The sequence below is a fragment of the Streptococcus sp. 20925_1_44 genome, from assembly GCF_041432435.1.
Lineage (GTDB): Bacteria > Bacillota > Bacilli > Lactobacillales > Streptococcaceae > Streptococcus > Streptococcus infantis.
Map to the genome: position 1 here is coordinate 338,070 of NZ_JAPVZQ010000001.1, position 25,305 is coordinate 363,374.

At 37.1% G+C, this 25,305-nt stretch carries 28 protein-coding genes; 16 read left to right on the forward strand and 12 right to left on the reverse strand.

Annotated features, from left to right (window positions below):
* The 11 genes from aguB to O3643_RS01615 all read left to right on the forward strand — a co-directional run bounded on the left by aguB (position 1) and on the right by O3643_RS01615 (position 12,030).
* Positions 1-876, forward strand: a complete 876-nt coding sequence (gene aguB, locus O3643_RS01565; RefSeq protein WP_371499362.1) for an N-carbamoylputrescine amidase — start codon at positions 1-3, stop codon at positions 874-876.
* 143 nt (positions 877-1,019) lie between these two features.
* Positions 1,020-2,477 (forward strand): N-6 DNA methylase, encoded by a 1,458-nt coding sequence (locus O3643_RS01570; protein WP_371499364.1) that lies wholly within the window; start codon positions 1,020-1,022, stop codon positions 2,475-2,477.
* Positions 2,478-2,489: 12 nt separating this feature from the next.
* Positions 2,490-3,632, forward strand: a complete 1,143-nt coding sequence (locus O3643_RS01575; protein WP_371499366.1) for a restriction endonuclease subunit S — start codon at positions 2,490-2,492, stop codon at positions 3,630-3,632.
* 59 nt (positions 3,633-3,691) lie between these two features.
* Positions 3,692-3,928 carry an AbrB family transcriptional regulator gene (locus O3643_RS01580; protein WP_371499368.1) on the forward strand — a complete coding sequence of 79 codons (237 nt, stop codon included), beginning with the start codon at positions 3,692-3,694 and terminating at the stop codon, positions 3,926-3,928.
* Positions 3,925-4,338: a type II toxin-antitoxin system death-on-curing family toxin gene (locus O3643_RS01585; RefSeq protein WP_371499370.1), complete on the forward strand. Its 414-nt coding sequence runs from the start codon at positions 3,925-3,927 to the stop codon at positions 4,336-4,338. Before O3643_RS01580 ends, O3643_RS01585 begins: the two co-directional genes overlap by 4 nt.
* Before the next feature lie 114 nt (positions 4,339-4,452).
* On the forward strand, positions 4,453-5,418 hold the full coding sequence (gene xerA, locus O3643_RS01590; RefSeq protein ID WP_371499372.1) for a site-specific tyrosine recombinase/integron integrase: 966 nt from the start codon (positions 4,453-4,455) through the stop codon (positions 5,416-5,418).
* Positions 5,419-5,451: 33 nt separating this feature from the next.
* Positions 5,452-6,630 carry a restriction endonuclease subunit S gene (locus O3643_RS01595; RefSeq protein WP_371499374.1) on the forward strand — a complete coding sequence of 393 codons (1,179 nt, stop codon included), beginning with the start codon at positions 5,452-5,454 and terminating at the stop codon, positions 6,628-6,630.
* Between the two features lie 7 nt (positions 6,631-6,637).
* Entirely contained in the window at positions 6,638-9,988 is a 3,351-nt protein-coding gene (locus tag O3643_RS01600; protein ID WP_371499376.1) for a DEAD/DEAH box helicase family protein, read from the forward strand.
* 19 nt (positions 9,989-10,007) lie between these two features.
* The gene (locus tag O3643_RS01605) at positions 10,008-10,784 is read left to right on the forward strand and encodes a DNA polymerase beta superfamily protein (RefSeq protein WP_371499706.1); all 777 of its coding nucleotides are present in this window, start codon (positions 10,008-10,010) and stop codon (positions 10,782-10,784) included.
* Between the two features lie 8 nt (positions 10,785-10,792).
* Complete coding sequence (locus O3643_RS01610) at positions 10,793-11,845, forward strand: hypothetical protein (protein WP_371499378.1); 1,053 nt, start codon at positions 10,793-10,795, stop codon at positions 11,843-11,845.
* A gap of 17 nt (positions 11,846-11,862) precedes the next feature.
* Positions 11,863-12,030: a hypothetical protein gene (locus O3643_RS01615; protein ID WP_371499716.1), complete on the forward strand. Its 168-nt coding sequence runs from the start codon at positions 11,863-11,865 to the stop codon at positions 12,028-12,030.
* Between the two features lie 43 nt (positions 12,031-12,073).
* Here O3643_RS01615 and O3643_RS01620 read toward each other — a convergent pair whose 3' ends face one another.
* The 3 genes from O3643_RS01620 to O3643_RS01630 are packed head-to-tail and all read right to left on the reverse strand — an operon-like array spanning position 12,074 to position 13,923.
* A complete protein-coding gene (locus O3643_RS01620; protein ID WP_371499380.1) occupies positions 12,074-12,889 on the reverse strand; it encodes a TIGR03943 family protein in 816 nt (271 codons plus the stop codon).
* Positions 12,886-13,791, reverse strand: coding sequence for a permease (locus O3643_RS01625; protein ID WP_371499382.1), 906 nt, complete (start codon positions 13,789-13,791; stop codon positions 12,886-12,888). Before O3643_RS01625 ends, O3643_RS01620 begins: the two co-directional genes overlap by 4 nt.
* Positions 13,792-13,923: an SPJ_0845 family protein gene (locus O3643_RS01630; RefSeq protein WP_000268695.1), complete on the reverse strand. Its 132-nt coding sequence runs from the start codon at positions 13,921-13,923 to the stop codon at positions 13,792-13,794. It lies immediately after the preceding gene.
* A 155-nt stretch (positions 13,924-14,078) separates the two neighbouring features.
* Between O3643_RS01630 and O3643_RS01635 the strand changes: the two genes are divergently transcribed.
* The 3 genes from O3643_RS01635 to O3643_RS01645 are packed head-to-tail and all read left to right on the forward strand — an operon-like array spanning position 14,079 to position 16,976.
* Positions 14,079-16,208: a Tex family protein gene (locus O3643_RS01635; protein WP_371499384.1), complete on the forward strand. Its 2,130-nt coding sequence runs from the start codon at positions 14,079-14,081 to the stop codon at positions 16,206-16,208.
* Entirely contained in the window at positions 16,195-16,644 is a 450-nt protein-coding gene (locus O3643_RS01640; protein ID WP_371499386.1) for a SprT family protein, read from the forward strand. The genes O3643_RS01635 and O3643_RS01640 overlap by 14 nt, the downstream gene beginning before the upstream one ends.
* A 59-nt stretch (positions 16,645-16,703) precedes the next feature.
* A complete protein-coding gene (locus O3643_RS01645; RefSeq protein ID WP_371499388.1) occupies positions 16,704-16,976 on the forward strand; it encodes a PspC domain-containing protein in 273 nt (90 codons plus the stop codon).
* 55 nt (positions 16,977-17,031) lie between these two features.
* Here the strand turns inward: O3643_RS01645 and O3643_RS01650 are convergent, their stop codons facing one another.
* Complete coding sequence (locus O3643_RS01650) at positions 17,032-17,727, reverse strand: VIT family protein (RefSeq protein WP_016465853.1); 696 nt, start codon at positions 17,725-17,727, stop codon at positions 17,032-17,034.
* 191 nt (positions 17,728-17,918) lie between these two features.
* Between O3643_RS01650 and O3643_RS01655 the strand changes: the two genes are divergently transcribed.
* Together O3643_RS01655 and radC are read left to right on the forward strand one after the other, a co-directional pair.
* Positions 17,919-19,199, forward strand: a complete 1,281-nt coding sequence (locus O3643_RS01655; RefSeq protein WP_371499390.1) for an O-acetylhomoserine aminocarboxypropyltransferase/cysteine synthase family protein — start codon at positions 17,919-17,921, stop codon at positions 19,197-19,199.
* Between the two features lie 63 nt (positions 19,200-19,262).
* Complete coding sequence (gene radC, locus O3643_RS01660) at positions 19,263-19,943, forward strand: DNA repair protein RadC (protein ID WP_371499392.1); 681 nt, start codon at positions 19,263-19,265, stop codon at positions 19,941-19,943.
* 2 nt (positions 19,944-19,945) lie between these two features.
* Here the strand turns inward: radC and O3643_RS01665 are convergent, their stop codons facing one another.
* From O3643_RS01665 to O3643_RS01700, 8 genes are all read right to left on the reverse strand, one after another.
* A complete protein-coding gene (locus O3643_RS01665; RefSeq protein ID WP_371499394.1) occupies positions 19,946-20,458 on the reverse strand; it encodes a hypothetical protein in 513 nt (170 codons plus the stop codon).
* A 24-nt stretch (positions 20,459-20,482) separates the two neighbouring features.
* The gene (locus O3643_RS01670) at positions 20,483-21,172 is read right to left on the reverse strand and encodes a gamma-glutamyl-gamma-aminobutyrate hydrolase family protein (protein ID WP_371499396.1); all 690 of its coding nucleotides are present in this window, start codon (positions 21,170-21,172) and stop codon (positions 20,483-20,485) included.
* A gap of 15 nt (positions 21,173-21,187) precedes the next feature.
* Entirely contained in the window at positions 21,188-21,829 is a 642-nt protein-coding gene (locus O3643_RS01675; RefSeq protein ID WP_004252929.1) for a redox-sensing transcriptional repressor Rex, read from the reverse strand.
* An 82-nt stretch (positions 21,830-21,911) separates the two neighbouring features.
* Positions 21,912-22,127, reverse strand: coding sequence for a DUF4649 family protein (locus O3643_RS01680; RefSeq protein ID WP_004252933.1), 216 nt, complete (start codon positions 22,125-22,127; stop codon positions 21,912-21,914).
* Between the two features lie 9 nt (positions 22,128-22,136).
* The gene (locus O3643_RS01685; RefSeq protein WP_004252935.1) at positions 22,137-22,484 is read right to left on the reverse strand and encodes a DUF1831 domain-containing protein; all 348 of its coding nucleotides are present in this window, start codon (positions 22,482-22,484) and stop codon (positions 22,137-22,139) included.
* Between the two features lie 5 nt (positions 22,485-22,489).
* Positions 22,490-23,608 (reverse strand): cysteine desulfurase family protein, encoded by a 1,119-nt coding sequence (locus O3643_RS01690; RefSeq protein WP_371499399.1) that lies wholly within the window; start codon positions 23,606-23,608, stop codon positions 22,490-22,492.
* A gap of 15 nt (positions 23,609-23,623) precedes the next feature.
* Positions 23,624-24,574 carry a ribose-phosphate diphosphokinase gene (locus tag O3643_RS01695; RefSeq protein WP_371499401.1) on the reverse strand — a complete coding sequence of 317 codons (951 nt, stop codon included), beginning with the start codon at positions 24,572-24,574 and terminating at the stop codon, positions 23,624-23,626.
* Positions 24,575-24,696: 122 nt separating this feature from the next.
* Positions 24,697-25,266, reverse strand: a complete 570-nt coding sequence (locus O3643_RS01700; protein ID WP_371499403.1) for a CYTH domain-containing protein — start codon at positions 25,264-25,266, stop codon at positions 24,697-24,699.
* Positions 25,267-25,305 lie beyond the last annotated feature (39 nt).

Sequence of the window (25,305 nt, forward strand, 5' to 3'; positions counted from 1 at the left end):
ATGAGAAATGTAACGGTTGCAGCCATTCAGATGCAATGCGCTAAGGATGTGGAAACGAATATCCAAACAGCTGAACGTTTAGTCCGTCAAGCTGCTGAGCAGGGAGCCCAAATTATTCTCTTGCCTGAATTATTTGAACGTCCCTATTTCTGTCAGGAGCGTCAGTATGACTACTACCAGTATGCCCAGTCGGTATCAGAAAATACGGCTATTCAGCATTTTAAAGGAATTGCCAAGGAGCTAAAGGTGGTTTTACCAATCAGTTTCTATGAAAAAGATGGTAATGTCTTATACAATTCCATTGCTGTCATTGATGCGGATGGAGAAGTACTAGGAGTTTATCGTAAAACTCATATACCAGATGACCATTATTATCAGGAGAAATTCTTCTTTACTCCTGGAAACACAGGCTTCAAGGTCTGGGACACTCGCTATGCCAAGATTGGTATTGGCATCTGTTGGGATCAATGGTTCCCTGAAACAGCCCGTTGCCTTGCTCTAAATGGCGCAGAATTACTCTTTTATCCAACAGCTATTGGTTCAGAGCCTATTTTGGATACAGATAGTTGTGGTCATTGGCAACGTACCATGCAGGGACATGCAGCAGCAAACATTGTGCCAGTTATTGCAGCCAATCGTTATGGTTTGGAGGAAGTCACTCCTTGCGAGGAAAATGGAGGACAAAGTTCTAGTCTTAACTTCTACGGTTCATCCTTTATGACCGATGAAACAGGAGCTATTTTAAGTCAAGCTGAACGACAAGATGAAGCAATCCTCTTAACCACTTATGACCTTGACAAGGGGGCAAATGAGCGACTGAACTGGGGTCTCTTTAGAGATAGAAGACCGGACATGTATAAAGATATTGTCAGATGAGAAAAGGCCTACTATAGGCTTTTTTCTATATATACTATAATAATTTTTGATAATGTCCTAGGATTCTGATAAAATGGGATATAAGAAGCTTAAAAATTTTGTATGTCAGATTTTTAAAATTGAAACATTTTGAGAGGTAAAATATGATTACAGGCGAATTAAAGAATAAGATTGATCAGCTATGGGAAATGTTATGGACAGAGGGAAATGCGAATCCTTTGACCAACATTGAGCAATTGACTTATCTTTTATTTATGAAGGATTTGGACAGAGTTGAACTTGGACGAGAAAATGATGCTGAATTTCTAGGTATTCCCTATGAGGGAATTTTCCCAAAAGATAAACCCGAATATCGTTGGTCAACCTTTAAGAACTTAGGAGATGCGCAAGAAGTTTATCGACTAATGTCACAAGAAATATTTCCATTTATCAAAAATTTAAAAGGTGATACAGATGATACAGCCTTTTCACGTTATATGCGTGAAGCCATCTTTCAAATCAATAAACCAGCTACCTTACAAAAGGCTATAGCTGCTCTGGATGAGTTACCTATGGATATAAAAGATATCGGAGACATTTATGAGTATCTATTATCAAAATTATCTCAGGCAGGGGCAAATGGACAATTTCGTACGCCTCGTCATATCATTGATATGATGGTTGAACTCATGCAACCAACAATTAAGGATATTATTTCAGATCCTGCCATGGGGTCTGCAGGATTTTTGGTTTCAGCTAGTCGCTATTTAGACCGTAGAAAAGAAGAGTGGCAGACAAATATTGACAGTGTAAAGCATTTCCACAATACCATGTTTCATGGGAATGATACGGACACGACAATGTTGAGACTTGGGGCTATGAACATGATGCTCCATGGGGTTGAAAATCCACAAATTAGCTACCTAGACTCGCTTTCTCAAGATAACGAAGAAGCTGATAAATATACTCTAGTTTTAGCCAATCCACCTTTCAAAGGATCTCTTGATTATGATTCAACCTCTGGAGATTTGTTGGCTACGATTAAGACTAAAAAGACAGAGTTGCTTTTCCTTGCCCTTTTCTTACGCACTTTGAAGCCAGGTGGACGTGCAGCTGTTATTGTACCGGACGGTGTCCTATTTGGTTCCTCTAAAGCTCATAAAGGGATTCGTCAGGAAATCGTTGAGCATCATAAACTAGATGCAGTTATTTCGATGCCGAGTGGTGTTTTTAAGCCTTATGCTGGAGTTTCAACCGCTATCCTTATCTTCACTAAGACTGGAAATGGTGGGACGGATAAGGTTTGGTTTTACGATATGAAAGCAGACGGTTTGAGCTTAGATGATAAACGCCAGCCTATCAACGAAAATGATATTCCAGATATTATCCAACGATTCCATCAATTAGAGAAAGAAGCAGAGCGCAAGAGAACAGACCTGTCCTTCTTTGTTCCAGTTGATGAGATTAAGGAAAATGATTTTGATTTGTCCATCAATAAATACAAAGAAATCGAGTATGAAAAAGTTGAGTATGAACCAACTGAAGTCATCTTAAAGAAAATCAATGATCTAGAAAAAGAAATTCAAGCTGGCTTAGCAGAGTTAGAAGAATTACTAAAGTAGGGAGATGAACGTATGAAAAAAGTGAAGTTGGGGGAAGTTTGTGAGATAGTTACAGGTTCAACTCCAAAAAGTACTAATCCAGATTATTGGAATGGAGAATACAAATGGATTACTCCAGCAGAAATTTCTGATGATGATTTTATCATAGTTGACACACAACGTAAAATTAGTAAGTTAGGAATTGAAAAAACTGGCTTAAAATCATTTCCTATAGGTACAGTTTTATTATCGTCTCGTGCTCCGATTGGGAAAGTTGCTATTGCTGGATGTGAAATGTATTGTAATCAAGGTTTTAAAAATTTTATCTGCTCAAATGAGATAAATAATGAGTATTTGTATTATTTTTTTAAATCAAGGAAGAATTTTTTGAATAATATAGGACGTGGAGCAACATTCAAGGAAATTTCTAAAAGTATAATTTCGAATATTGAGATCATTCTACCATCCTATGATGTACAATGTACACAAACTCAAAATCTCAAGAAGATTGATAATCTTATTTATCTTAGAAAAAAAGTAATAAAAGAATATCAATTTCTCGTCAAATCCCGATTTAACGAGATGTTTGGGGATTTTTATACTACATTATTCCCCAAATATAAAATAGGTGAAAAATTTGAACTTTCTAGTGGAAGTACACCATCAAGAGATAATAAATTATATTGGGATAGCGGAACGATTAATTGGGTAAAAACAACTGAGGTAATAAATAAAGAAATTACGGAAACTGAGGAAAAAATCACAGAATTTGCTTTAGAAAATACATCTCTTAAACTTTTTCCAGTTAATACAATATTAATTGCTATGTATGGTCAAGGACAAACAAGAGGAAGAAGTGCAATCCTCAAAGTTGAATCTACTAGCAACCAAGCATGTGGTGCTATATTTCCAAATAAAATAGACAATCCAGTTTTTATTTGGCATCAATTAATGCTGAGGTATAGCGAATTACGAGAACTTGGACGAGGAGGAAATCAACCTAATTTAAACGGTCAACTGATTAAAAATTTTGAACTGATTTTCCCCCCTCTTTCCCTTCAAAACGAGTTCGCAGACTTTGTGGCTCAGGTAGACAAATCACAATTGGCAATTCAAAAATCACTAGAAGAACTGGAAACCTTGAAAAAATCTCTCATGCAAGAGTATTTTGGCTGATATTCTATCATTGTAATTACGGTAATTATTTGTTATAATACTTCAAAGGAGGAAATCAGATGGTAGTAAAAACAAGAAAACAAGGAAATTCAATCACCATCACCATTCCAAGTGAATTCAATATTCCAAGTGGTGTTAAATACGAAGCAAAATTGTTACCAAGTGGTGAAATTATCTTTATTCCCGAAGAGTCTGGGCATCAGATTTCTTATGCATCTGATGATGCCTTTGACTTAGATTTGGACAAAATCTTTGACGAATACGATGATGTTTTTAAAGCTTTGGTGGAAAAATGACAGTCTATCTAACAGAAAGGCAAATCGAGAAAATCAATGCTTTAGCAATTCAACGTTATTCGCCAAATGAAAAAATTCAGACGGTTAGTCCTTCTGCCTTAAATATGATTGTCAATTTACCAGAACAATTTGTTTTTGGCAAACCTCTTTATCCAACAATCTTTGATAAGGCAACGATACTATTTGTCCAATTGATCAAGAAGCATGTTTTTGCCAATGCTAATAAAAGAACTGCTTTCTTCGTTTTGGTGAAATTTCTACAGTTAAATGGTTATCGTTTTTCTGTAACAGTTGAAGAAGCGGTCGATATGTGTGTAACTATCGCAGTAGAATCCTTAACAGATGAAAGGTTATCTAGCTACACCAAATGGATCTCTGAACATTCATTTAGAGCTAATAGCCAAATTTAAGCTTGGATATTTAAATCCTATAAGTAAAAAATAGATAAACAGACAGTATTAGAATTCTGTAATTCAGAAAACTAATATTGTCTCTTTTTATTGAAATAATGAAAGTGAGAAAAAATGGAAACAAAAGTGACAATCATCATTCAAGAAATGCTACCCCTTTTAAACAATGCACAATTACTAGCATTACGGGAGAGTTTAGAGCGCCATTTAGTGAATGGTGTAAATCAACAGAAGTATACGAATAATTCCTTGTTAGCCTTGTTCATTACTGCTAAACAGGTGGAGGGGTGTAGTGCAAAAACCATTCGTTATTATCAAAGGACCATTGAAAATTTATTTACAGGTATTAAGCAGTCTGTAACACAACTGACAACAGATGATCTGAGAAGTTATCTAGCACAGTATCAGTCAGAAAAAGATTGTAGTAAAGCAAACTTGGACAATATCCGACGCATCCTATCTTCATTTTTTGCATGGTTAGAGCAAGAGGAGTACATTATAAAAAATCCGATTCGACGGATTAAAAAAATAAAGACAGAACAAACTGTAAAGGAAACTTATACGGATGAACATCTTGAAATCATGCGAGATAATTGTGAGAACCTAAGAGATTTGGCAATGATCGATCTACTAGCTTCAACAGGAATGCGCGTGGGAGAACTTGTGCAGCTGAATCGCTCAGATATTGACTTTGAGAATCGTGAATGTGTAGTATTTGGGAAAGGTAAAAAGGAAAGACCTGTATATTTTGATGCTCGTACGAAAATCCATTTAAAGAACTATATCAATAGTAGAGAGGATAATCATCCAGCTCTTTTTGTTAGCTTGCTCGGAAAAGCCCAAAGACTCGGAATAGCTGGTGTTGAGATTCGATTACGAAAATTAGGTCAAAAACTTGGAATTCAAAAGGTTCACCCTCATAAATTTAGAAGAACACTAGCGACAAAGGCAATTGATAAAGGAATGCCTATCGAACAAGTTCAAAAGCTTCTTGGACATAGTAAAATTGATACAACTTTAGCCTATGCTATGGTCAACCAAAGTAATGTCAAACATTCCCATCAGAAATTCATTTCTTAAGTGCAAATCCCGATATTTCGAGGAGGTGGTTGCATGACAATCCATTTTTTACAAAATATATTTGAAAAATCTATAAATGGTGAATGGGGTAATGAGGATAGTGGCAAAGGAGAGTCAACAGCAGTAATTAGAACCTCAAATTTTCTAAATTCTGGAAGACTAAATCTAGATAATATTGTATGTCGTGATATTGATAAAATTAAATACAGTGATAAAATTCTAAGAACCGGTGATATTATAATTGAAAAATCTGGAGGTAGTCCAAATCAACCGGTTGGACGTGTTGTATATTTCGATGTTACAGATCAAGATTATTTCACAAATAACTTTACTAGTATTTTAAGAGTTAAACCAGGATATAATTCTAAATATATATTTTATTTAATGAAATATTTCTATGACACAAAAAAGGTGTTAAAATTTCAAAATCAAACAACTGGCATTATTAATTTAAAGTTAGCTGACTATTTAAATAAAACTAAAGTTAATATTGAAACTATAGAAAATCAAAATACAATTGTAGATATATTGGATATGTTAGAGTATCAAATAATAAATAGAAATAAGCAACTTAGTGAACTTTCTAACCTTGTAAAATCCCGATTTAACGAGATGTTTGGGGATATTTTTGATAATCCACAGTCTAAATTAGAAGATCATATTGAGTTAAATCCTAATAAGAAAGAACTGCTAAATTTTAATGGCAATGTTTCGTTTTTGCCAATGTCAAACGTTAGTGAAAATGGGAAAATTGATTTATCTATAAATCGAAATATCGATGATGTTCGTAAGGGATTTACTTTTTTTAAGGATAATGATGTAATTGTCGCAAAAATTACGCCTTGCTTTGAAAATGGGAAAGGTGCTCCAGTATTTGGACTATTGAACGGTGTGGGATTTGGTTCAACTGAATTTCATGTTCTTAGACCCAAGAATACAGTAAATACAGTCTGGTTATACCATGTAACAATGCTTTCGAAATTTAGACTTGAAGGTGAGAGAAAGATGACAGGAAGTGGAGGCCAGAGAAGAATTACCAAGGATTTCATTTATAATTTTAAGCTAAATATACCTCCTCTAGCTCTTCAAAACGAGTTCGCAGACTTTGTGGCACAGGTTGACAAATCACAATTTGCTTGTCAGATGGCTATAAAACTGTGGAGAAATAGCTTAAAATCTAGTATAATATACGTATCTATATATTCAAAGTGAGAGAAAAATGGGAAATTTTGATTTTCTTTTAAATAACAAGGAGTATGAATCTTTTTCAAAACCCTGTATAGAAGCTGAAAATATGATTGGGACATCTACTGTAGCGACAGCATTCATGGCTCGTCGTGCCTTGGAGCAAGCTGTTCATTGGATTTATAGTCATGATTCCTATTTGGAAGCCCCCTATCGTGCTACCTTGTCTTCATTGGTGTGGGATGATGACTTTAGAGAAATCGTAGATCCAGAGCTTCATAGTCAGATGGTTCTCTTGATACGTTGGGGCAATCATGCTGCTCATGGTGGGGAGATCAAGGAACGCGAAGCGATTTTAGCCTTACATCATTTGTACCAGTTCGTAAACTTTATTGATTACTGCTATAGCAATGAATTTGTGGAACGTTTTTTTGACGAGAAATTATTGCCACTTTCAGAGAATGTCAAGAAAAGAGAAACACCACAAGCCATGGTGGAACTGCAAGACAGTTTACCTGTTATGCCTGACTTTCATGAACAAATGGCTGTACAGTCCTTGGAAGTTCAAGAGAATTATACAGAAAAACGTGAAACTGCTGCACAACGACAAGAGGTTCCTTTCCACATCGATCAGTTATCTGAGGCTGAGACAAGAAAACTCTTTATTGACATTGATTTACGTCTAGCAGGTTGGACATTTGAAGAAAATTGTCGGGTAGAAGTCGCTATTAATGGACTGAAACACGGATCGGGAACAGGTTATTGTGATTACGTTCTTTATGGTAAAAATGGAAAGATTTTAGCAATTATTGAAGCTAAAAAGGCTGCAGTGAATCCAGAAGTTGGTGAGGTACAAGTCAAGGAATATGCTGAAGCGCTAGAGGAACAAATAGGTTATCAACCGATTTGTTTTATTACAAATGGCCTCAAGCACTACATTCTTGATGGTGTAAATCGTCGCCAGGTTGCAGGATTCTATTCTCAAGAAGAATTGCAATTATTGATGGACAGACGGCATTTGCAAAAACCACTGGAGGATATTTCTAGTAAAATCAGAGACGATATTTCTGGTCGTTATTACCAGAAACATGCGATTGCAAGTGTTTGTGAGGCTTTTTCCAACAATCGTAGACAAGCTCTTTTGGTCATGGCAACTGGTTCTGGGAAAACTCGAACAGCGGTCTCTCTGGTTGATATCCTATCACGTCACAATTGGGTCAAAAATGTTCTCTTTCTAGCTGACCGAACATCTCTCGTAAAGCAAGCCTATGATTCATTTAGGAAATTACTTCCAGATCTTACAGTTTGTAACTTTTTAGAGGATAAAGCCGGGGCAAGATCAAGTCGAATGGTATTTTCTACTTATCCGACCATGATCGGAGCAATTAGTGATCAGGAAGAAGTCATTCAACGTCCTTTCACTGTTGGCCACTTTGATCTTATTATTATTGATGAGTCTCACCGCTCTATTTATCAAAAGTACAAGGCCATTTTTGATTATTTTGATGCTAGAATCTTAGGCCTAACGGCCACACCTCGTCAGGATCTCGATAAAAACACTTATGGATTTTTCAACTTAGAAAATGGTGTTCCTACCTATGCTTATGATCTTGAGAAGGCTGTTGAGGACGGCTACTTGGTATCCTATCATTCAATTGAAACCAGATTAGAATTACCTACAGACGGCCTTCATTATGATGATCTATCCCAGGAAGATAAAGAATATTTTGATAGCCAATTTGAAGATGATAGTCTAGAAAAAGACATTGATGCTGGAGCTTTTAATTCCTTTATTTTTAATAAAGCTACAGTTGAGATTGTTCTAGATGAATTAATGACGAGAGGAATTCAGACAGCTTCAGGGGATGAGATTGGAAAAACGATTATCTTTGCCAAGAATCATCATCATGCAGAATATATTAGAGAGATTTTTAATAAACGTTATCCTGAAAAGGGGAGCGACTATGCTCAGGTGATTGATTACAGTATTAAACATTATCAAACCTTGATTGATGATTTTAAAATTAAGGAGAAATATCCTCAAATTGCAATTTCAGTTGACATGTTGGATACAGGTATTGATGTTCCAGAGGTTGTCAATTTAGTATTTTTCAAGAAAGTACGCTCAAAAACAAAATTTTGGCAAATGATTGGTCGTGGAACCCGTCTCTGTAAAGATTTGTTTGGACCTGATCAAGATAAAGAAAATTTCTTGGTATTTGATTATGGTGACAACTTTGAATATTTCAAAGCAGATCCGAGAGAAGGTAGTGGAAGACATATTGTTCCATTGACACAGCGTTTGTTTAATATCAAGGTGGACTTGATTCGTGAACTACAGGACCTTCACTATCAAGATGATCCATTTGCAAGAGAGTATCGTCAGCAACTTGTCTCAGACCTTCATAGACAAGTAGAAGACTTGAATGAGTTAGACTTTAGGGTACGTATGGTCTTAGATACGGTTTATACCTATAAGAAATTAGAAAATTGGCAAAATCTTACAACGATTTCATGCGAGCAACTTCATAGTCATATCTCCCCTCTCATGTTTGATGATGATAAAGAAAATGAAATGGCGAGACGATTTGATTTATGGATGTTAGAAATTCAAGTCGGACAACTAACCTCTAAGCCATCAAGGATCCATATATCTCAAGTCATGAAAACTGCTCAGGCTCTTGCTTCTGTTGGCAATATCCCTCAGGTCTTTGCACAGGCAGAAATTATCAGGAAAGTACAAGAACCTGAATTTTGGGAGGAAGTAAGCTTGTCTGAACTTGAAAAAATACGCCTGTCTCTAAGAGATTTATTGCAATTCTTAGATAAAACGAACCGAAAGGTATATTATGTCAATTTTGAAGATCGAATTCTTTCTACTGTATATGAAAGCACTCCTTATTTGCAGGTAAATGATCTTCGATCCTATAACGAAAAAGTTGAGCATTATTTGAAAGCTCATTTGGATGAAGAAGCAATTTCTAAATTGTACTATAACAAGAAGTTGACTGCACAAGATTTATTAGCATTAGAAACTTTATTATGGGAAAAATTAGGAAGTAAAACTGACTATCAGCAGCACTATGAAAATAAGGCTATTCCTAGATTGGTGCGAGAGATTATTGGTTTGAATAGAGAGGCCGCTAATCAAGTGTTTTCTAAGTTCTTGTCAGATGAAAGCCTTAATGCTAAGCAAATTTCTTTTGTGAAATTGATTGTCGATTATGTCGTTGAAAATGGGTATATGGATAAGTCGATGCTGACACAAGAACCGTTTAAATCTTATGGTTCCGTACAAGTACTATTTCAACATCAAATACCAATATTGAGGAATATTGTCCAAACAATTGACTTAATCAATAATCGTGCCGAAGAAGTAGCTTGAATATAGAAAGAGAAGCATGATGCAAACACAAGAAGCAATGAATATTATGGTACCTGAAAAACTAGCGGAAATTGAACGTGATTATGATGTTACCGTATTGTGGGCAATTGAGTCTGGTAGTCGCGCTTGGGGCTTTGAGTCTCCGGATAGTGATTTTGATGTGCGTTTCATTTACAAGCATAAGCAAGATTTTTATCTTAGTTTGAACGATCATCGCGATGTTATCGAACTACCAATTGACGATACCTGGGATGTGAGTGGCTGGGATTTGGACAAGTCTTTAAAGTTGCTTTATAAGTCAAACCCAACCCTCTTTGAGTGGTTACAGTCGCCAATCGTTTACCAGCAAGACGAAGGCTTTATTGACCGTATCCGTCCGCTTGTTAGTCAGTATTTTTCCGATAAAAAGATGCTCCACCATTACTTGAATACTGCTAGAACTCAAATGAATAAGTATCTTTCTGGAGACAAGGTCAAACCTAAAAAGTACTTCTATGCTCTGCGTCCAATTTTAGCCTGTCGTTGGATAGAAAAATATCATTCTGTTCCACCGATTTTATTTGATGATTTAGTGAAAGAATTGCTTCCTGATGAAATGAAAGAGCATGTATCTAGTTTGCTTGATATCAAGATAAATGGGCCTGAAGGTATGGAAATTGAGCCCATTAAGCCCATCCAGGACTACATCACCAAAAATATCAAAGAACTAGACGATTACATCCAAAGTGTTACCGAGGAGAAGAAAGACTGGGAAGCTCTTAATCAATTTTTCCTTGAAGAATTAAGTCGCGACTGAGGTTAGATATGGGAAAATGGACATGTAGATGTGGTCAAGCAATGAACGACCACCAAGCGCCTGATCCAAATGCTTATTCGGTTTATTCGGATGAGTTGCTTGAGGATATTTTTAACAATACTGACGAACATGATAGAATTTCCTATAAAGACATTTCGGAGGCTTCCTTTTATATGTGGAAGTGCCCAAATTGTGGTAGTTTTATGGTCTTTGACGAAGAGGATAATCCAGGTTGTTTCACTTTTTATGAGCGCCAGACCAGTGAAAAAGTTGAACCACTTTTCGATCCTGATCAGGAGTTGAATCTCGTTGTCGTTGAGTTTCAAGAAGGTGGAAATGGATATACTTATATCTGTGATGATCCAAGTATTCATATTGGGCATGGTGTGATTGTACCAACTGGAAAGGAAAATATTGAAAAAATAGCTCTGGTAGTCCAGAAATATCATGCTTACTCAAGAGATATCACTTATCCCGTTGAAAAGTTAAAAAGGGTCATCCGTAGGTATTCTATTTTTAATTCTGAGACTTCAAAAATAGTTTGTAAAAATATACTTGAGCATGGAAGAGTTCTAAATGCTTGCTCGAAAAAAGTAAAAATAGAGTCTAAACAAATTTACCATGCAATCAAAACTCCTCTAGGCTATTTTTGGTTGGAGTTAAATAGAGTTCCAATTCCGATGAAAATCACACAAATTCAAGTACAAGATAAAAAGTATCAGGTTGATGGAGCCTTTTATATAAAGCCTGCCAAGGTAAACTACAGAAAATTGTTAGAACTTGAATTATGTGCAGATTTTGATATTGACGGCTCTCGCTGGATTGACGTTCTATCAGACGAAAATGTTTGGGGAAACACCTGGGAAATGAATGGCCTTCAATTTGGAATTACTGCAGGAGAGTCCCCAGAATTTGAAGATGAAGTAGTTGCAAGAAAATTTAGCCGTATCCCACTTTATTATGACTGGCATCCAGAATTTGAAGACTATTATGGCTTCAGTATAGCCTGGAAAAAATACGAGTCTGATAGTGATTTGTCGATTGATTTCTATACAACATAAGCTAGAGGAGAATAAGCATGAATCAAGCCTGGGAATTATTGTTTGAGGGGAAGATTGAAGAGGCCAAGAAATTAGTCTCAGAAACTTTCTCGTTAGAAACTTGCAAGGATTACAGCCTTCTCAATTTATGGGGCATATCAAGCTCTTTAAAAAGCTGGCGATCAGATCGGAGCACGAGAAGTTAAAAACTTATTAAACAAGAAAAAGTAGCCCCCTCAGGCTACTTTTTTAAAACTCTTTATAAACATAAGTGTTTTCGGGTTTATCCACTTTGATGAAGGACTGGGCTTCAAGGGTTGGGAGGACTTGGTTTAGTTCTTTGTGATAGTGATTGCTAATCTTACCTTTAACTTTCACCCAAGTGTTATTTTCATAATGATTGGTGTTTCCTGTAGTCAAAAGTCCAAAAACGCCTGAATCAGCGATACAGTGCATAATACCAAAGCGAAAAACAAATTGACTATTGGTATGATTTGGATCGTTGTAGACAAAGCCAATAAACTCGATTTCCTTGCCTTCAAATTCATTTGGATAATCATAGATAGCTTCCATGACCTCCAGGTAATTTTCATCATTGATAACTATCCTAGATTGGGCTAAGTATTTATCAGCACTCTTCCGAATAATATTTTCATGAGCTGTTTGTGAATAAAAGCGACTGGTATCCGGTTTAAGATACTGACTGCTCGTTCCTTCACTTGCTTGGATTGCTTTGTCAGTTCCTTCCGACAAAGGGAAATAATATCCTTTTGCCGATACTGTTTGTGAATCCAGAGTGACAGTTGGAAAGGTAAATCCAACTAACAAGGGTAAACTTAAGAGGGCAAAACTAGCAAGCTTGGCTGAAAAACTATGTAAGTGACTATGTTCTTTCAAACGCTTGAAGCAAATATAGGCTTGAACAATGGTTAGTAACAATGATAAAAACATAGTGATATAAGCCAGATATGAGTAGTGGAGGTTTATATACTGATTGAGCTTACCTGATAGGTGCAGATAAAGGGTTAAGATAAAATAGCCAAATAAGACAAAAAATCGAATCATAGCATCACCCCGACTAGATAAGAATAGACAAGAACAACAAGAGTTACAATTGTCATGAATTGCCAAATAAAGCGAATTTTGAGATAATTCTTCATCATGAGGAGGTTCTTGACATCAAGCATGGGACCTATAACCAGAAAGGCAAGCACTGGAGCAAAGCCAAAACTTGATAGAAGAGAAGATCCGATAAAGGCATCCGCTTCACTACAGAGTGATAGAAGAAAGGACAAGACCATCAAGAGAACAATAGCAAGCAGTGGTGTCGCAGTGATGGATGTCAGGATACCAGTTGGTACATAGACCTGGACTATGCTGGCAAAAAGACAGCCAAAGACCAAGTAACGCCCCATATCAAAGAATTCATCAATAGCTTGGATAAAGACATGAAGGATTTTTTGACTTTTAGTCAAGTGAGAAAAATCATGCTCATGGCAAGCCAATCTATTTTCCTTTTGGATAGGTCCCTCCCAGACAAAACCAAGAAATATACCCAATATAGTAGCAACTAGAATCGCGCCCAAAGCTCTTAGGAAAACCATTTGAATTGAATGACCAAAGGCTGAATAAGTCGCAAAAAGTACGATAGGATTGATGATAGGAGCCGTTACTAGAAAAGGTACCGCTGTATAGCTAGGAACCTTCTTTTCTAAAAAACGGTTGATGATAGGAACGATTCCACATTCGCAAGAAGGGAAGAGGAAACCGATGAAGCTACCAAAAAAGATTCTCCCCAAGCGATTTTTAGGGAGAAATTTATAAACCTTCTCAGGTGTGACATAGACTTCAATGGCACCAGAGATGAAGCTACCAATTAAGACAAAGGGTAAAGCTTCAATGATAATTGAAAGAAAAATGGCGCCAGCTTGTAGCACACTAGAAGGTAAACTTTGAAAGAGTGTCATCTATTTCTTCTTTTCTGCCTTATCTTTCTTTTCTTTGTCATCTGGAAATGTTACTTGCTTCAAGTCAGGTAGTTTAGCGAATTCTTCGAACATCTTATCTAAGTCATCAGTTTTTGTAAATTTAACAGCCATAAGGCATACCTCGATTCTTTTAGTTAACACTATTATACTATTATTTCTAAGAAATAGTTGAATTTTAAAATAAACATGGCTTTTATCTTTATAAAGTTGAATGAAAGCAACAAATTAATGAAAACAAGCTTTCTTCCTTATGGTATAATAGTTTCATGGATAAAAAATATGAAAAAATTTCCCAAGATTTGGGTGTAACTTTAAAGCAGATTGATACTGTCTTGTCTTTGACAGCAGAAGGCGCAACTATCCCCTTTATCGCCCGTTATCGGAAAGATATGACCGGAAGTCTAGATGAGGTAGCCATTAAAGCTATTATCGACCTCGATAAGAGTTTAACTGCTCTAAATGATCGTAAGGAAGCCGTCTTAGCAAAAATCAAAGAGCAAGGCAAGCTAACTAAGGAATTGGAAGAAGCAATTCTAGCAGCTGAAAAACTCGCAGATGTAGAAGAACTCTATCTTCCCTATAAGGAGAAACGTCGCACCAAGGCAACGATTGCGCGTGAGGCAGGACTTTTTCCACTTGCTCGCTTGATTTTACAAAATGTTTCTAACCTAGAAAAAGAAGCAGAAGCATTTGTCTGTGAAGGTTTCGAAACTCCTCAAGAAGTTTTGGCTGGGGCTGTAGACATCTTGGTTGAAGCACTATCTGAGGATGTTCATTTACGTTCAATGACCTATCAAGAGGTACTTAGACGCTCTAAGATTACTTCTCAAGTCAAAGATGAGAGTCTTGATGAAAAACAAGTCTTTCAGATTTATTACGATTTCTCAGAAACAGTTGCAAACATGCAAGGTTACCGTACGCTTGCCCTTAATCGTGGTGAGAAGCTAGGCATTTTGAAAATTGGCTTTGAGCATGCGACTGATCGGATTCTATCTTTCTTTAGTGTTCGTTTTAAGGTTAAGAATGCTTATATTGAGGAAGTTATTCAGCAATCTGTCAAGAAAAAAGTATTACCAGCTATTGAGCGTCGTATTCGTACAGAATTAACAGAGAAGGCAGAAGAAGGAGCTATTCAACTCTTCTCAGAAAACCTTCGAAATCTTCTCCTTGTCGCACCTCTTAAAGGGCGCGTGGTCCTTGGATTTGACCCTGCCTTTCGTACAGGTGCCAAGCTTGCAGTCGTGGATGCGACTGGGAAGATGCTAACAACGCAAGTCATTTATCCCGTCAAACCAGCCTCTGCCCGTCAGATTGAAGAAGCAAAGAGAGATTTGGCAGATTTAATTGGCCAATATGGTGTGGAAATCATTGCTATCGGTAATGGTACTGCTAGTCGTGAGAGCGAAGCCTTTGTCGCTGAAGTACTTAAAGATTTTCCTGAGGTCAGCTATGTCATTGTCAATGAGAGCGGGGCATCTGTCTACTCAGCTAGTGAACTTGCTCGTCAAGAGTTTCCAGAGTTAACTGTTGAAAAACGTTCTGCTATTTCTATTGCTCGTCGCTTGCAAGACCCACTTGCTGAATTGGTTAAAATTGATCCCAAATCCATCGGTGTCGGTCAGTATCAGCACGATGTTAGTCAGAAAAAACTGTCTGAAAGTCTGGACTTTGTTGTTGATACAGTAGTTAACCAAGTCGGTGTCAATGTCAATACAGCTAGTCCAGCCTTACTTTCGCACGTAGCTGGTCTTAACAAAACAATCTCTGAAAATATCGTGAAGTATCGTGAAGAAGAAGGTAAAATCACTTCACGCGCCCAAATCAAGAAAGTTCCTCGTTTAGGAGCAAAAGCCTTTGAACAGGCTGCAGGTTTCCTCCGTATCCCTGAAAGTAGCAATATCCTTGATAACACAGGTGTTCACCCAGAAAACTATGCTGCTGTTAAGGAACTCTTCAAACGTTTGGACATTAAAGAGCTAAATGAAGAAGCACAAGTCAAACTCAAATCTATTTCAATCAATGAAATGGCCCAAGAATTAGACCTCGGTCAAGAAACTCTTAAAGATATTATTGCAGATCTTTTAAAACCAGGTCGAGATTTCCGTGATTCTTTTGATGCTCCAGTACTTCGTCAGGATGTCTTGGATATTAAAGACTTGAAAGTTGGCCAAAAGCTTGAGGGCGTTGTCCGTAACGTCGTTGACTTCGGTGCCTTTGTTGACATTGGTATTCACGAGGATGGCCTGATTCATATCTCTCACATGAGCAAGAAATTCATCAAACATCCGAGTCAAGTCGTTTCAGTTGGTGATTTGGTAACCGTTTGGGTGAAGAAGATTGATGTCCAACGCGAAAAAGTAAATCTGTCGCTCCTTGCTCCAGATGAATCTAACTAATTACGTTAAACAAGTTTCTTTAGAAGACTTTGGGAAACCTTTTAAACACCAAGCTCAATGGAATTCTCGTCTACGGTCGACAGGTGGGCGATTCTTTCCAAAGGATGGGCATTTGGATTTTAATCCAAAAATCTATCAAGAACTTGGTTTAGAGGTTTTTCGGAAAATTGTCCGTCACGAACTCTGTCATTATCATCTATACTATGAGGGCAAGGGGTATAAACATAAAGATTTAGCCTTTAAGAAACTTTTAAAAGAAGTAGACGGGCTCCGCTTTGTTCCACCCTTATCAAGTGTCAGTCAAACACCAGTTCTAGTCTATACTTGTCAGACTTGTGGCCAAACCTATCAACGAAAGCGACGAATTGATACCAAACGTTATCGTTGTGGTCTCTGTCGTGGCAAACTCATTTTGCAAAATCCGCCTAAGGACTGATGCAGGATGTTTTAGTTCATGTTATACTTATTTCAAGAATACCGAAAGAGGTACAAATCATGAATAGAAAATTTTATAAAATGAGACGGAATCGTATGATATCAGGAGTACTTGCTGGACTCTCTGATAAATGGGACCTTGATGTTACTCTTGTGCGCTTCATTTTTGCTATCTTTACAATCGCAAACTTCGGACTTGGAATCATCATCTACATCATCCTAGCCTCTATCTTGCCAACAAAAGAAGATATCGAAGCTGATATGTACGGAACTGGTCCACGTAAGATTAAAGAAGCTGAGCCAATCGATGATGATGAAGGTTGGTTTTGGTAGTTTTACTTAATCGTTTATGTTTGGATAATAAAAAAGATACCTCGAGGTATCTTTTTTAAATACTAAACAACTGACCCAATAGATAGGTCACTCCCATGGTCAAAAGACCGATACAAAGATTACGAATCATAGCTGTTTTAGTTGGGGCTTTCCCGAGTTTGGCACTGGTGTAACCTGTAATCAATAGAGAAATCGCAACGATAAAAACAGTAGCAGGGATTCGATAGTCACTTGGAAAGATGGTAATGGAAAGCATTGGTGGTAGACTACCAAGAACAAAAGCAATGAAGCTAGATGCTGCAGCATGCCAAGGATTGGTAAACTCTTCATACTCGATTCCGTATTTTTCTTCAACTAAAGCTTTAAGTGGATTTTTAAGAAAAGCTTTATTGACTAAAAGTTGAGCTGAAGTTTCACACTCACCATTTTGAAGATAAGCAGCATATAGAGATTTCTTTGCAGCCTCGATATCCTTATCCAAAAGTAATTGCTCACGAGCTACTGCGGCTTCTTCGGTGTCTTTTTGAGTAGATACTGAAACATATTCACCTCCAGCCATAGAGAAGGCACCCGCTAAGATGGCAGCCAAACCTGAAAGAAAGATTATCCAAATATTACTGGTTGCACTGGCAACGCCGATAACAACTCCAGCGATGGAAATGATCCCGTCATTGGCTCCGAGCACACCAGCACGTAAAATGTTTAAACGACCAGCGAAGTTTGAATCAATTTCATGTGTAATTTCTGACATAGTCTTCTCCTTTTTATCCATTATAAAGTATAGGAGAAGTAAAAACAAACTTTTTAAACTTTCTGAAAAAAGTTCTACAATTTTAATAATAGCCATAGCTATTACTTATGCCAATATATAACAAAGTTGTATTTGTAACTGACTGCCATAGATGATACAATTAAACTAATGAAATCTTTGGAGGTCTGATTATGACTCGTGAATTTAAATTTGAAACTCTTCAATTGCATGCAGGACAAGTGGTAGACGCTACTACCAAGTCCCGTGCTGTACCAATTTACCAAACAACATCTTTTGTATTTGAAGATACACAGGAGGGTGCAGACCTTTTTGCCCTTCAAAAAGCTGGAAATATCTATACTCGTATTACCAATCCAACAACTTCAGCCTTTGAAGAGCGTATTGCAGCACTAGAAGGCGGAGTAGGTGCACTTGCCACAGCTTCTGGGATGGCAGCTCTTACTTATACTATCCTTGGACTTGCTCATGCTGGTGATCATGTGGTTGCAGCTTCAACTATCTACGGTGGGACCTTTAACCTTTTGAAAGAAACCCTTCCTCGTTACGGAATCACCACAACTTTTGTTGATATTGATAATCTAGAAGAAGTAGAGGCAGCGATTAAAGATAATACAAAACTTGTTTTGATTGAAACTTTGGGTAATCCAGTTATCAACATTCCTGATATTGAAAAAATAGCTGAAATTGCTCATAAACATCAGATTCCTTTGGTTTCAGACAATACCTTTGCAACGCCTTATCTTATCAATGTCTTTTCACACGGTGTAGATATCTCGGTTCACTCGGCGACTAAATTTATCGGTGGACACGGTACAACTATTGGCGGTGTCATTGTTGATAGCGGTAAGTTTGACTGGGCTGCTTCAGGGAAATTCCCTCAATTAGTCGATGAAGATCCAAGCTACCACAATATCAGCTATACTCGCGATGTTGGTGCTGCAGCATTTATCGTTGCTGCTCGTGTTCAATTGCTTCGCGATATGGGAGCTGCCCTTTCACCATTTAACTCATTCTTGCTCCTACAAGGTCTTGAAACACTATCTCTCCGTGTTGAACGTCATGTGCAAAACGCTGAGAAAATCGTTGATTTCCTTGTGAACCATCCAAAAGTTGAAAAAGTCAATTATCCAAAATTAGCTGATAGCCCTTACCATGCCTTGGCGGAGAAATATTTACCAAAAGGTGTTGGTTCAATCTTTACCTTCCATGTTAAAGGTGGAGAAGCAGAAGCTCGTAAGGTGATTGATAGCTTAGAAATCTTTTCAAACCTTGCAAACGTAGCAGATGCCAAATCATTAGTCGTTCATCCGGCAACTACAACTCATGCTCAATTGTCTGACTCTGATCTAGAAGCAGCAGGAGTAACTAAAAATCAAATCCGACTTTCAATCGGTCTTGAAAATGTCGATGATTTGATTGAAGATTTACGACTAGCACTTGAAAAAATCTAAAAATAACTAGTTTTTATCGAATTAAGCATCCTTCTCACGAATAATAAAGTGAGGAGGATTTTTATGTATAGTATTTCATTTCAAGAAGATTCACTTTTACCAAGAGAGAGACTAGTCAGAGAAGGAGTAGAAGCACTCAGCAACCAAGAATTACTGGCAATATTACTAAGGACAGGCACAAAACAGGCCAATGTTTTTGAAATAGCACAGAAGGTCTTAAATCAGCTGACATGTTTAACTGACCTAAAAAAAATGAGTCTACAGGAATTGCAGACTCTATCGGGTATTGGACGTGTAAAGGCTATCGAATTACAAGCCGTTATTGAATTAGGCTATCGTATCCATAAAAGGGAAACAGTGGAAATGGAGAGTATTCTTAGCAGTCGTAAATTAGCTAAAAAGATGCAGTCTGAGCTTGGAGATAAAAAACAAGAGCACCTAGTGGCGCTCTATCTGAATACTCAAAATCAAATCATTCACCAGCAGACTATTTTTATCGGGTCTGCCACGAGAAGCATTGCTGAACCGAGAGAAATTCTCCACTACGCTTTGAAGCATATGGCAACATCTGTGATTCTGGTTCATAATCATCCATCAGGAGCAGTAGTTCCTAGCCCCAATGATGACCATGTTACGAAGCTTGTTAAAGAAGCCTGCGAATTAATGGGATTGGTCTTATTGGACCATTTAATTGTCTCTCATTCTGATTATTTTAGTTACCGCGAGAAGACGGACCTGATATAGGATTATTTTTTGAAGTTTAGGAGACCCTGCTCAATCGCTTGTAAAGCATAGGACTCAACTTCGTTCATAACAATTTTAGGAAGAGGATCAATTGTAGGGACCAGCAACTTTTCTTGCACGATAAAGTCAATAATAGAATTGAAGTCTTCAATTTTATAATACTTTTTTGAGTGGATCAAGATATCTCTGTAAAAAACAAGCGAAGAACGAAATCTGCCTTTAAATTTAGCATCTGCCTTTTTACAAAATTGTTTTGCCTTTTTAGACATTTCTTTCAGTTCTTTTTGTTTGTCCTTTAGTAAGAGTTTGTCGAGATACTCTTTATTCTTAGAAAATGTTTGGTAACTTTCTGCCGTTAAAAGACTATATAGATTAGAAAGTTGAAAATAAACTTCTATTTTCTTTTCCTTATAGGTTGAGAAATGGTCAATTTCCTTGCTCTTAACAGATGAGAAAACATTAACATCTAAATCTCTCAAAAGCTCATGAGTAGAAGGTGGGTTAAGTTCATTCATAATTAATTAACTAATTTATCGAAATTATAATTCATTGACGACATAGTCGAAAAGTGTTTTATCTTTGGGGCGATTTTCAAAGAGAAATTCAGGATGCCATTGAACCCCAAGATAAGGGAAGCCGTCTGTAGTTGTAACAGCTTCGATAATACCATCTTTAGGATCTTGTGCTACAACCTTAAGATTAGGAGCTAAATCTTTGATACTCTGATGGTGGAAAGAATTGATATGAGAGATTTCTCCATAGATTTCTCTTAGAATAGTATCTGGTTCGGTGATAAGTCGCTGAGTGGTGTATTCAGCGGAAGTATCTTGCCAATGATCTTCGATATCTTGATAAAGTGTTCCACCCATAGCAACGTTAAAGAGCTGAGTACCACGACAAACAGAAAAAATAGGTTTCTTTTGCTTGATTGCTTCTTTAATGAGGGCTAACTCAAAAATATCACGTTGAAGGTGGTAATCGTCGCTATCAATAGCTTTTGGCTCACCATAGTATTTAGGGTCAACGTTTTGTCCACCAGTTAGAATAAGCTTATCAATTAAACTAATGTAGTAACTGGCCATTTCTTCATCGCCAATCGGTAGGATAATGGGTATACCTCCAGCTTCATTAACTCCTTCAACAAAGCCTTTGGCAGCATAACTCATCATAAGATCATCATCTGGATGCGGGGTTTCATTTCCTGTAATCCCAATAACTGGTTTTTTCATAAATCAATTCGCTTTCTAATCCTCTTTTCGCATGAAATAGAGGAGGGTTTGAAGTTCGCTAGTAAGATCGACATACTGAACAACTACGTCTTTAGGAAGATGTAGGTGAACAGGAGAAAAACTGAGGATACCTTTGATACCAGCATCAACCAAAAGTTCAGCAACTTCTTGAGATTTAACACTAGGAACAGTAAGAATAGCAGTTTTAACATCACTATCCTTAATTTTATCCTTTATTTGAGAGATTCCATAGATTGGAACACCGTCGGGTGTCTTGGTACCAACCTCAGGATGATCATCTAGGTCAAAAGCCATGATGATTTTCATCTTGTTACGCTCATGAAAGCGGTAGTGGAGGAGGGCATGTCCCATATTTCCAATACCTACCAGCATAACATTAGTAATAGAATTATCATTTAAAAGATCAGCGAAAAAGTTCATGAGCTTTTTGACATCATAGCCAAATCCACGACGTCCAAGTTCGCCAAAGTAAGAGAAGTCACGACGAACAGTGGCAGAATCAATTCCAATCGCTTCTGCAATTTGTTTGGAATTAGCTCTTTCAATTTTCTCGGCATTAAATCTTTTAAAAATACGGTAATAGAGAGAAAGTCTCTTTGCTGTTGCTTTAGGAATAGCAGACTGTTTTTCTTTCACAAAATCACAACCTTTCTATCTACTATTTTATAGAAAGCTTGTGAAAATTGCAACAATAACGAAAAAAAACTAAGAAAAAATCTTAGTTTATCTTCGTTTCGTGGTAAGTTCTTAAAAAGCGGTAGAGGTTACCTAGAAGCCCTTGATAGATTTCAACTCCATCATGTGTTAATGAAGTAATATGAGTAGTATCGGGAAGAGTTACACAACCCGATAGAGAGAGCATAAGAGCTTCATAGTCTTCATATTCTTGCACACGCTCTACTTGATAGGAGTCCTTGTAAGTTAATCGAAACATAATGACCTTCTATCTTTCGCTTTTTGTAAATACGCCACGTTCAACCAGGCTATCCATCAAAAAGTAAAATTTCTCTTGGTGGATATGAGTTTCTTCTGATTTGAAGATATCAACTAAACGTAGACCAAATTTATCAGTGATATTGATTTTTACACCAGTTAAGTCTTTGTTGATGATAATCTTAAGTTGGAATCCTTCTCCGCTATTTGGAACTTTTTCAAGTAGACGCGTTAATTCATAGTTCCCAACTTTAGTTTCAAAAAAAGTATTATCTTTAAGCGTAAATTTTTTAACAGTTGGACTAAGTGTGTATTCGTAACGACAATTTTTAAGTTTAATCGTTTGCTCAAATGCCATTAAGTTTATCCTCCGATGATATTTTTAAGAGTTTTAGCAAGAGTTATCATTTCTTGTTCCGTATTTTGAGGTGAAATGCTGACGCGTACAGACTCGTGTAAGCGAGGAGATTCTTCTCCGTAGAAGGCTTGAAGAACATGACTGACCTGAACAACACCAGCTGTACAAGCAGAACCTGTTGAAATAGAAATACCTTCAAGGTCTAAACGAAGTAGTAGTAGATCGTTGCGTTGTCCCGGAAATCCAATATTTAGGACATAAGGGAGTTGATCTTTACCTTGATTGAGGTAATAGGTTGATCCAGCCATCTCAGTTAGAAAAACTTTCTGTAGTTTTTGAACTTTGTTAAAGTTAGTCTCTAGATGATCTATATCGTCCTTAAGAGCTGCAACCATACCTATAATTGCGGGAAGGTTTTCTGTCCCTGCTCTTTTTTTCTGTTCTTGATCTCCACCATGTAGATAAGGATCAAAATCTGTAGAAGCAGCGTATAGGAAACCGATACCCTTTGGACCGTGAAATTTATGAGCAGAGGCACTGAGGAAATCTATTCCTAGTTCTTCAGGAAGAATCTCTAGCTTCCCAACAGCTTGAACAGCATCTACATGATAAGCTGCTGAATGGACTTTTAAAATCTGACCAATTTCAGCGATTGGTAAAAGAGTACCTGTTTCATTGTTAACATACATAGTTGAAACGAGAATAGTATCTTCACGCAGTGCATTTTTGACTTGATCTGCAGTGATTTCTTGATTGTCGTCGGGTTTTAAAATAGTCACTTCAAACCCAAAATTTTCCACCAAATATTCAATTGGCTCAAGCACAGCGTGATGCTCGATAGCAGTAGTAATAATGTGTTTTCCGCGATTTTGATGACGAAGACAGTAGCCGATAATAGCTGTATTATTACTTTCTGTACCACCAGAAGTGAAGAAAATGTGTTGGGGCTTTGTACCTAGTAAACCTGCTAACTCTTGACGAGCTTCACGTAATAATTTTCCTGCTTTACGCCCATGACCATGAATACTAGAAGGATTGCCATAAGTCTCCTGCATGACTTGAGTCATTGCTGAGATAGCTGCAGATGACATGGGTGTCGTAGCAGCGTTATCTAAATAAATCAAAAACTCACCTAATTTCTATTTAAATTTAAATAGTGGACTAACTGGTTTTCTTTCATGAATACGAACCATGGCATCACCAATTAGTTCGCTTGCGGTAATATATTGTACATTCTTAGGTTTTTTACTTTCTGTCAATACAGAATCTGTAACCAAGACTTCCTTGATATTAGCTGCATCCAACAACTCTGCAGCACCGTTGACGAACAATCCATGGCTTGATACCGCGTAGATTTCAGTAGCACCTTCGCGTTCCAAAATTTTAGCAGCTTCAGAGAAAGTACGGCCTGTATTAAGAATGTCATCGATTAAGATTGCTTTCTTACCTTCAACCTCTCCGATGATGTAACCTTGGCTACGTTCAGAATCATCTTGGGCATAGTCAATGATAGCAATCGGAGCATCAAGGTATTCAGCAAGGCTACGAGCACGTTTTACACCTGAGTTTTTAGGGCTGACAACAACTACATCTGGACCAGTTAAACCTTTATCAATGTAGTGTTTTGCAAATAGCGGAATTGTATAGAGGTTATCTACAGGAATATCAAAGAAACCTTGTACCTGAACAGCATGAAGGTCCAGTGTCAATACACGGCTAACCCCAGCTTTTACTAACATATTTGCAACAAGTTTAGCTGTAAGAGGTTCTCGAGAAGAAGCAATACGGTCTTGACGAGCATAACCAAAGTATGGAAGCACAACGTTAATGGTATTTGCACTAGCACGAACACAGGCGTCAACCATGATTAATAGTTCCATCAAGTGGTTATTTACAGGGTAGCTGGTTGATTGGATGATATAAACATCATATCCACGAACACTTTCTTCGATATTAACCTGGATTTCACCATCGGAGAATTGACGTGATGACAACTTTCCAAGTGGAACACCTGCTGCATCTGCAATTTTTTGAGCTATTTCATGATTGGATGAAAGGGAAAAAAGCTTCATATTTTTTGTATCTGACATTGATAAACCGTCCTCTATAAACTAAGTAAATCGGTGAAAAAACATTTTTAAAAGAAAGTGTTTTCTTTCACAGATTCTATTATTTTTTATCTCTTCTATTTTATCAAAAAAAGAAGATTATTTCAGTTATTTTTCATATTTTCTATAAATCGTACTAATTTAGAAGGAGCTTTCTTGTAATGGATCTCATTTACTTGTAAAAACTCCTGAAAATCAAGACTTCCTTGGTCACCATTCTCAACTTCTAGCTCTAGTTCATAATCTACAATATCGAAGTAGCGGCTTTGATCAAGCGCCATGAGTCCAATAGCTGTTTCCTTTTCGTAACGAACAGTAGTTAGGCAACCTAAAACCACCCAACCACTTGTTGAAAGTCCACTGCTAGTTAGTTCTTCTAGAATCATCCCCTGAGGGAGTTTACAATTTTCAAGACAATATTTTGCTTCCTCAAGAGTGAGGTCTTGGTTGTATTCCATATTTCCGACTTCTTGAGGAATCTTAATAGTCAGTTCGGCGCTTGTATCGAACGTACGAATGCGCATAGCGATTTTATGTTGACGAAGGTAAAAACCAGGCGTATCTAGGTAGTAATTTTTTTGTGTAATAGGAGTGACTTCTGAAAATTGAGCTAGCAATCGATTATATTCTTCTTCACTGAGAAGTGTTTTCATTTCTATTTCTAAATGTTTCATTTTTACAACCTTTTCTTTATATTTGAAAGCGATTTATGG

Bases quoted from the DNA above. Each gene is read 5' to 3' on its own strand.
- O3643_RS01695 (WP_371499401.1), bottom strand. From the start codon at position 24,574: ATGTCAGATACAAAAAATATGAAGCTTTTTTCCCTTTCATCCAATCAT.
- O3643_RS01650 (WP_016465853.1), bottom strand. From the start codon at position 17,727: ATGTCAGAAATTACACATGAAATTGATTCAAACTTCGCTGGTCGTTTA.
- O3643_RS01640 (WP_371499386.1), top strand. From the start codon at position 16,195: ATGAATCTAACTAATTACGTTAAACAAGTTTCTTTAGAAGACTTTGGG.
- O3643_RS01575 (WP_371499366.1), top strand. From the start codon at position 2,490: ATGAAAAAAGTGAAGTTGGGGGAAGTTTGTGAGATAGTTACAGGTTCA.
- O3643_RS01595 (WP_371499374.1), top strand. From the start codon at position 5,452: ATGACAATCCATTTTTTACAAAATATATTTGAAAAATCTATAAATGGT.
- aguB (WP_371499362.1), top strand. From the start codon at position 1: ATGAGAAATGTAACGGTTGCAGCCATTCAGATGCAATGCGCTAAGGAT.
- O3643_RS01580 (WP_371499368.1), top strand. From the start codon at position 3,692: ATGGTAGTAAAAACAAGAAAACAAGGAAATTCAATCACCATCACCATT.
- O3643_RS01600 (WP_371499376.1), top strand. From the start codon at position 6,638: ATGGGAAATTTTGATTTTCTTTTAAATAACAAGGAGTATGAATCTTTT.
- O3643_RS01670 (WP_371499396.1), bottom strand. From the start codon at position 21,172: ATGAAAAAACCAGTTATTGGGATTACAGGAAATGAAACCCCGCATCCA.
- O3643_RS01625 (WP_371499382.1), bottom strand. From the start codon at position 13,791: ATGACACTCTTTCAAAGTTTACCTTCTAGTGTGCTACAAGCTGGCGCC.
- O3643_RS01585 (WP_371499370.1), top strand. From the start codon at position 3,925: ATGACAGTCTATCTAACAGAAAGGCAAATCGAGAAAATCAATGCTTTA.
- O3643_RS01635 (WP_371499384.1), top strand. From the start codon at position 14,079: ATGGATAAAAAATATGAAAAAATTTCCCAAGATTTGGGTGTAACTTTA.
- O3643_RS01680 (WP_004252933.1), bottom strand. From the start codon at position 22,127: ATGTTTCGATTAACTTACAAGGACTCCTATCAAGTAGAGCGTGTGCAA.
- O3643_RS01615 (WP_371499716.1), top strand. From the start codon at position 11,863: ATGAATCAAGCCTGGGAATTATTGTTTGAGGGGAAGATTGAAGAGGCC.
- O3643_RS01665 (WP_371499394.1), bottom strand. From the start codon at position 20,458: ATGAATGAACTTAACCCACCTTCTACTCATGAGCTTTTGAGAGATTTA.
- O3643_RS01620 (WP_371499380.1), bottom strand. From the start codon at position 12,889: ATGATTCGATTTTTTGTCTTATTTGGCTATTTTATCTTAACCCTTTAT.
- O3643_RS01700 (WP_371499403.1), bottom strand. From the start codon at position 25,266: ATGAAACATTTAGAAATAGAAATGAAAACACTTCTCAGTGAAGAAGAA.
- O3643_RS01630 (WP_000268695.1), bottom strand. From the start codon at position 13,923: ATGGCTGTTAAATTTACAAAAACTGATGACTTAGATAAGATGTTCGAA.
- O3643_RS01655 (WP_371499390.1), top strand. From the start codon at position 17,919: ATGACTCGTGAATTTAAATTTGAAACTCTTCAATTGCATGCAGGACAA.
- O3643_RS01605 (WP_371499706.1), top strand. From the start codon at position 10,008: ATGCAAACACAAGAAGCAATGAATATTATGGTACCTGAAAAACTAGCG.
- O3643_RS01685 (WP_004252935.1), bottom strand. From the start codon at position 22,484: ATGGCATTTGAGCAAACGATTAAACTTAAAAATTGTCGTTACGAATAC.
- xerA (WP_371499372.1), top strand. From the start codon at position 4,453: ATGGAAACAAAAGTGACAATCATCATTCAAGAAATGCTACCCCTTTTA.
- O3643_RS01610 (WP_371499378.1), top strand. From the start codon at position 10,793: ATGGGAAAATGGACATGTAGATGTGGTCAAGCAATGAACGACCACCAA.
- O3643_RS01570 (WP_371499364.1), top strand. From the start codon at position 1,020: ATGATTACAGGCGAATTAAAGAATAAGATTGATCAGCTATGGGAAATG.
- radC (WP_371499392.1), top strand. From the start codon at position 19,263: ATGTATAGTATTTCATTTCAAGAAGATTCACTTTTACCAAGAGAGAGA.
- O3643_RS01645 (WP_371499388.1), top strand. From the start codon at position 16,704: ATGAATAGAAAATTTTATAAAATGAGACGGAATCGTATGATATCAGGA.